This window comes from Blautia sp. Sow4_E7, assembly GCF_052116245.1.
Taxonomy (GTDB): Bacteria; Bacillota; Clostridia; order Lachnospirales; family Lachnospiraceae; genus Blautia_A.
The window spans coordinates 1-5,957 of the sequence record NZ_JBQKLL010000072.1 but is presented as its reverse complement, the minus strand read 5'-3'; the positions used below and the strand labels follow the sequence as shown (position 1 = coordinate 5,957).

At 36.8% G+C, this 5,957-nt stretch carries 6 protein-coding genes and 1 tRNA gene; 3 read left to right on the top strand and 4 right to left on the bottom strand.

The window, feature by feature from the left end; genetic code table 11:
- Positions 1 to 108 precede the first annotated feature (108 nt).
- The gene (locus ACTQ50_RS18840) at positions 109 to 465 is read right to left on the bottom strand and encodes a hypothetical protein (RefSeq protein ID WP_441485443.1); all 357 of its coding nucleotides are present in this window, start codon (positions 463 to 465) and stop codon (positions 109 to 111) included.
- Positions 466 to 723: 258 nt separating this feature from the next.
- On the opposite strand from ACTQ50_RS18840, the gene ACTQ50_RS18835 reads away from it, so the two are divergent.
- Positions 724 to 1,536 carry a hypothetical protein gene (locus ACTQ50_RS18835; RefSeq protein WP_441485442.1) on the top strand — a complete coding sequence of 271 codons (813 nt, stop codon included), beginning with the start codon at positions 724 to 726 and terminating at the stop codon, positions 1,534 to 1,536.
- A gap of 171 nt (positions 1,537 to 1,707) precedes the next feature.
- On the opposite strand, the gene ACTQ50_RS18830 is transcribed toward ACTQ50_RS18835, so the two are convergent.
- The gene (locus tag ACTQ50_RS18830) at positions 1,708 to 2,643 is read right to left on the bottom strand and encodes an Ig-like domain-containing protein (protein ID WP_441485441.1); all 936 of its coding nucleotides are present in this window, start codon (positions 2,641 to 2,643) and stop codon (positions 1,708 to 1,710) included.
- Between the two features lie 133 nt (positions 2,644 to 2,776).
- Here ACTQ50_RS18830 and ACTQ50_RS18825 point away from each other — a divergent pair, with 133 nt between their 5' ends.
- Positions 2,777 to 3,064, top strand: coding sequence for a helix-turn-helix domain-containing protein (locus tag ACTQ50_RS18825; protein WP_441485440.1), 288 nt, complete (start codon positions 2,777 to 2,779; stop codon positions 3,062 to 3,064).
- A gap of 275 nt (positions 3,065 to 3,339) precedes the next feature.
- Here ACTQ50_RS18825 and ACTQ50_RS18820 read toward each other — a convergent pair whose 3' ends face one another.
- Positions 3,340 to 3,978, bottom strand: coding sequence for an antirestriction protein ArdA (locus ACTQ50_RS18820; protein ID WP_441485439.1), 639 nt, complete (start codon positions 3,976 to 3,978; stop codon positions 3,340 to 3,342).
- Positions 3,979 to 4,205: 227 nt separating this feature from the next.
- On the opposite strand from ACTQ50_RS18820, the gene ACTQ50_RS18815 reads away from it, so the two are divergent.
- Entirely contained in the window at positions 4,206 to 5,516 is a 1,311-nt protein-coding gene (locus ACTQ50_RS18815) for a plasmid recombination protein (protein WP_441485438.1), read from the top strand.
- Between the two features lie 180 nt (positions 5,517 to 5,696).
- Here the strand turns inward: ACTQ50_RS18815 and ACTQ50_RS18810 are convergent.
- A tRNA-Trp gene (locus ACTQ50_RS18810) sits at positions 5,697 to 5,767 on the bottom strand.
- Positions 5,768 to 5,957 lie beyond the last annotated feature (190 nt).

The window sequence follows — 5,957 nt, the reverse complement described above, 5'->3', positions numbered from 1 at the left end:
ATTCGTGGTCGTATTTACGTTGGGTACGTGACATTGAGAGTTCCTCCTTATTCTCTTTATTATACATGAATTCTTTGAGAATAAGGTGTCAACTTTATTTATACAACATCATTCCGCAATGGAAAAATCTTTGAGATATCCCTGCTGGCTTTTATCACCATCTGCAATCAATGCCACATCATCTCTGGCGGCAATCAGCATTGCAATACTGATTGCCGGAAGGTCAGTTAAAGGCTTGAATTTCTTTCCCTTTGGTTTGATTGAATTTTCAAGGTCGATTGCATTATTGAGTTCTACGAACAACTCAGAAGAGCAACGGTTTTCATCTGTCAGATAAGTACACTGACGAATAAATGTATCTGTCGCTGTGCCGATAATCTGTGATACTGTTGGCTTAGCATTCGGTGTAGCTACAGTATTTGTAGTTGCGGAATTGTTATTAGTTGTTAAGTCTTTTTCTGCCATTTTTTTGGTCTCCTTTTTTATTATTTCAATGCTTATCTGTTGCTTCCCAAGATTGGCTTTGGAAGTAACTGTTTTGCATTTGTTTTTGATAGCATTATTCTACATCAGGAGAATTTCTGTGCCTGGACACTTAAAATGACGATATCTGGACATTATAAAACATTGATTTTTCAAGCTTTTCGGGATAAAATGGAACGAAAACAGAACATAAGCAGAGTGCCTTTTCAGGACATTTTATTAAGAATAAGAGGGAAAATCATGCCAATAAAAAAGAATAATACGGAGTTTTGGGATATTGACGATATGATTAATTACGCATTGAAAATCTATCCGATTTCCGAAAATATAAAGAATGATAGTATTGCACTTAAAGACTATAAAGACGTTGTTACGAAGCAAATCCAGCGTGAACTGAAAGACCGCCAGATTGCACCTTTACAGAGGAATGGCTCGAAAAATAAATATCAGCTTTCGTCTGATTTTGCAAAATTCTTTATAGAAGATTGTATGTATCAATATTTTACAGCAGATAAAAAAGCCACAGAAGAAAAGAAATTAAAACGTACAGAAGCTGTACGAGACAGAAGTTTAAAAGATGCAGAAATGAAGTCATTGGAAAATGACCGACAGTTAGATTTTGACAAAGGAGTGGCACATATCGCAAATATTTTAAATGATGAAAGTAAAAATAATCCATTGTATGATACAGATGGAAAAGTAAAAGATACTATAGATAATGCGTCATGGACGAAAAAGCAATTTCATACACTGACAAATGGGGAACGTGTTAAAAAGGAATCTTTCGGATATCATCTTCCTGCTTTGACATTGGATAAAATGAATGAAGAAATCGTGAATGAAACTATTGACCGTATGATGCTCAGAACTCTTTTCGATATGTTCTTTGATTTTGATGAAAAATCTTTTCGACATGATTTATACGAAAGGGCGGCTCATATCAAAGAAATAGATAGAGATGGCATCACTCCTGAGGATGGCTTTTCAGAGCTGACAAGGAAATTAGAAAATCCTTTAGGGATATATGTCACTCCGAAGATAAATAAAAAATAACAGATAGTGATTTTAAAGTTCAGATTCTGTGTAAAAAAGATAGTGAGCGGATCTGCGAACAAATTTCCTGTCGGAAATTTGATTCGCAGTTCCGCTCACTTTGCTTTCACTTCTTCCTTATATGGAAATGATAATTTCAGCAAAATATTTATTTCTCATTTTATATTTCACTTACTTGTGCTGACCGCAGCCAGAGCAGTACTGATAGTCGACGTAAGTCTGCGTATCGTAGACAGTCTCGTCGTAAGCCTCCTTGACAAGCTTTTGCTCAGTGTGTGCAGGTGTGATGACGACATCACGTTCGCAGTGACCGTCGTAGTTGCCACATTCACCGTTGGTATCTACAACTTGATGCCATTCAAGCGCGTCAAGGCTGTCAAACCACTGACCACAACCCAAGCACTGAATCTGATGCTTAGTTACAGCTGGAATGGTCACAGTTTCGTATACAGCGTCGTGATGCACGGTACGTGGCACCTTCTTTGTAGCTGTATGGTCAACCCAAGTGTGCTGATGAGCAGGCTTAGAAGATACGGTTACTGTACATTTAGCAGTTCCGAAACTTGTTTTTGCTGTAATAACTGCCTTTCCATTTTTGAGTGCTTTGATTGTTCCATTTTTATTTACAGAAACAATTTTCTTGTTGCTTGTTGTCCATTTTACAGAAGTTGCTTTAAGCTGTGTTTTGTTCGCATATGCTTTAAAAGTATATGTCTTGCTTTTCTGTAAGGATAATGATTTCTTGCTTAAATTGAGAGTGGCATTTTTTACAGTGATTTTGAAACGGCAGGTTTTATTTTTGTATCTTACTGAAATTGTTGCGGTACCTTTTCTGGAAGCAACAATTTTACCTTTTTTTACAGTTGCGATTTTTTTATTGCTCGTACTGTATTTGATTCCGCTTTTTACAGTTTTGTTATTGTACTTCACTGTGATTGGTGTGCTGTTACTTCTGCTGTCTCCAACGTACAGCGTAGTCTTTGGAACAGTCACAGCTACTTTACCAGATTTAGTCGTTGCCGCCTGTACAGGTATTATGCTGATACATAACGTCAGAATGAGTGACAGTACAAAAATAAATGATAGATTTTTTCTTCTTGTTTTCATAATCTCTGCTCCTTTCGATTCTCTTTTGATTATACTTTTAAAATACACTTATGTCAATTTTAAACATCTGTGTGATAATGCAATATCATACAGTAAATTTTACCATCATATAAAAAGGAATGGTATTTTTTATATGATAGCTGATAAAATAAAAATATTAAGAACAGCACAGAATCTTTCACAGGCTGATTTAGCGAAGAAATTAGGTATTACACGCAGTAGCGTAAATGCGTGGGAACTTGGCTTTTCCTGTCCGTCTACTAACTACTTGGTAGAGCTTGCAAATCTGTTCCACGTTTCTACAGATTATTTACTTGGATTGAAGCAGAACGGAAGTCTGGATATCTCTGGTCTTAATACAGAGCAGATGAAGATTCTCTATGAACTTACAGAGCATTTTCGGAAAGAGAATAAGAAGTGACCTACAGAAAAATGGAAAGGGGAAATGCCTGTCCGTTTGTCTGACTTTTTTTAGAAAAAAGTTTTTTAAAATTCTATATATTCTTAGCTTGTCTGATTGTCTGTTTTATTTTTTATAAATAGATGTAGAAATTTTAATAAGAAGAGATAAAGAAAATACAGCTATGTAATAAGTAAGAAAATGTAAAAATCTTTCTTAGAAAAAAGTCAGACAAACAGACAAAGCAGTTCCGTGTAGATGCACCCATACGCCCTTACATTTTACTGTAAGACGCTTTACTCATACAGTTCAAAAATATCTTCTGTAGAATCATAGTAAGTAACAATCGCATCTGTAAGAGAAATATAGCCATTCTTTGTATGGATTCCTCCCTCTGTGAGCCGTATGTCACGACCATACCCCTCATAATCAATGTAGTTCCGTAGCGTCCCCATCTGTGCATACACTTCTGTAAACATCCCACTGTTTTCAGCGTACTCATACCCAAGGTCATAATCACTCGCAACATCTGGCAGGAAATAAAAATTTTCTGTATTGCTGACCAGATTTATCAATTCTAATACACTGCCTGTATATTCCCCATACTCAAGCATAGATTCCAGCATACTTTTATAACTGTACTGATCACAGTACTGCAAACAAATCTTGCAAGCCAACGCTTGAAGCAGGAAAAGATTTTCATATTCCCCGAAATTTTCTGTAAGACCAGCGATTTCCGAATCATAATCTGTGATGAAATATTCCTCATACTGTTTTCCATCCACACCGATTCTACAAAGGATTTTCTCAATGGATTCCTGTAATGTTAAACCGTCATGCTGTATGGGAAAATCTACCCATTCACCTACAAGCCGCCCCTCATTATATATTCCCAGATTTGTAATAAAGGCTCTGAAAATTACATCATTTTTCATTGAATGAACACTCCTTTTTTCGGATGCTCCCGCACAGCGTAAGCTGTTTCAAAGCAGGGTCAAGGGGTGCAACCACCCTTGCAAAATTAGCGAATGGAACGAAGTGGTCGCTGTATTTTGCTACATCCATGAGAAAAGATACAGCAAAAAAGATTGACAAATATTTAACAATATTATATAATAACTATATGATATAGAACAACTATAATAATGAAAGGGATTTGTGTATGGGATATTTGTCATTCGATGCCAGCGTCAAAATACATCAGTCTGGTAGATTTACAAGTACAAAAACAGATAAAACAGGGTTTGGCGGCATCAATGGTTATATCCGTCACATTGACCGTGGGACAGACAAAAAGAACGGCTGTGAGGTCAATCACAGCAACCCTGACATTGATTCTTCCTGTACCTTGGATAACGAATCTTATTACAAAGATTCCAACGGTGTATGGCAGGAAACAGCTACTTCTAAAGATATGAGGGATGCAGTAAATCGGCGTATTGAATATGCGAAAAAGCATAAAGCAAGAATCTCTGATAAAGGCAAAAATGACACTGTAATTGTACGTCCTCTCATCGTTCAGCTTGATAATGATACGATTGAACAGCACAAGGAAACTTGGATGTGGGATGTTATGAAGATTACAGAAAAATTGTTCGGTAAAGAAAATATCGTAGGTTTTTCCATTCATAAGGATGAAACAAATGTACATTTACACATTATCTTTGTACCCTGCCATGAAACGCAGACCCGTACAGGCGAAACCAAATGTACACTTTCACAAACGAAATTTTTCAAAAATCCGAAACAACTTGCAAGCATTCATAGACTGTATCGCAAAGAACTTTGCGATCAGTGCTATGATATTGAATTGGAGAATAAGCCGATTGAAGAACATCTGGCAGGCTATACGGATTCCAACGGTGTATGGCATCAGCAGGGGCTTACGCCTGACCAGATGAAAGAACTCAGCAGTAAAATGTTAAATTTACAGATTGGAGAATTGAATATGAAATTAAGACAAGAAGAAATGGATAAGTTAGAGCAGGCAATGAAACAGATGCAGGAAGCCGCCAAAAGCAATCAGGCACAGCTTGAAAAAGACAGGGCAGAGTTGGATACCCAGCAGGCTTTATTAGACAATCAAAAGGCTTCTGTACAGGCTCAAATGCAAATGATACTCAATGAAACTGTAAGCGTAGAACAGCTGAAAAAAGAAGCCGCTGAAATGATGGCAAAGGCTTACAGCATGTCGGATGTATGTACTCAGATTATTAATGATGAGAAAAATCTGAATGCAAAATTTCTTGAATTTCTGGACAGAGAAAGTGAACGTACAAAGAAACCTCTTCGGAAGCTGGTTGAAAGTTTATATAAGAAATTTCAGAATGAGCGTAAAGCCAATCTTTCCAGCTGGAATCTGGAAATGTTACGTGTAAGAGAAGAGCGTAAAAAAAAGGGTTATACAAATTCTCCTGAACTCAATATCATTGATACAGATTCATCCATCACAGATTACGATTTAACTATGTAAGAAAAAAAGAGATACCCTTTACAGAGTATCTCAAATAAATTCAGTTGATTTTGATATGTGGTATCAGGTGTTGTACCTCCTTTTTTTGATTTGATACCCTGATTGATACCCTTTGTAATTTGCGGAAAATCAAAAACGCTGAAAACCTTGATTTATAAGGCTTTTCAGCGTTCCTAAGAGCAGGGGATGAGAGAATCGAACTCCCACCAAAGGTTTTGGAGACCCCTATCATACCATTTGACCAATCCCCTATTTTATGAAGAAAAGTGACTATTACTAGTCACATCTCTTTGAAAGGTGTTTGTACCTTCAAAACTACATACATGCTATATCCTAATGGAATCATTCTTTAACCTTGCGATTATTGGTCAAGCCCTCACCCTATTAGTAACAGTCAGCTCCATGTGTTACCACACTTCCACCTCTGCCCTATCTACCTCG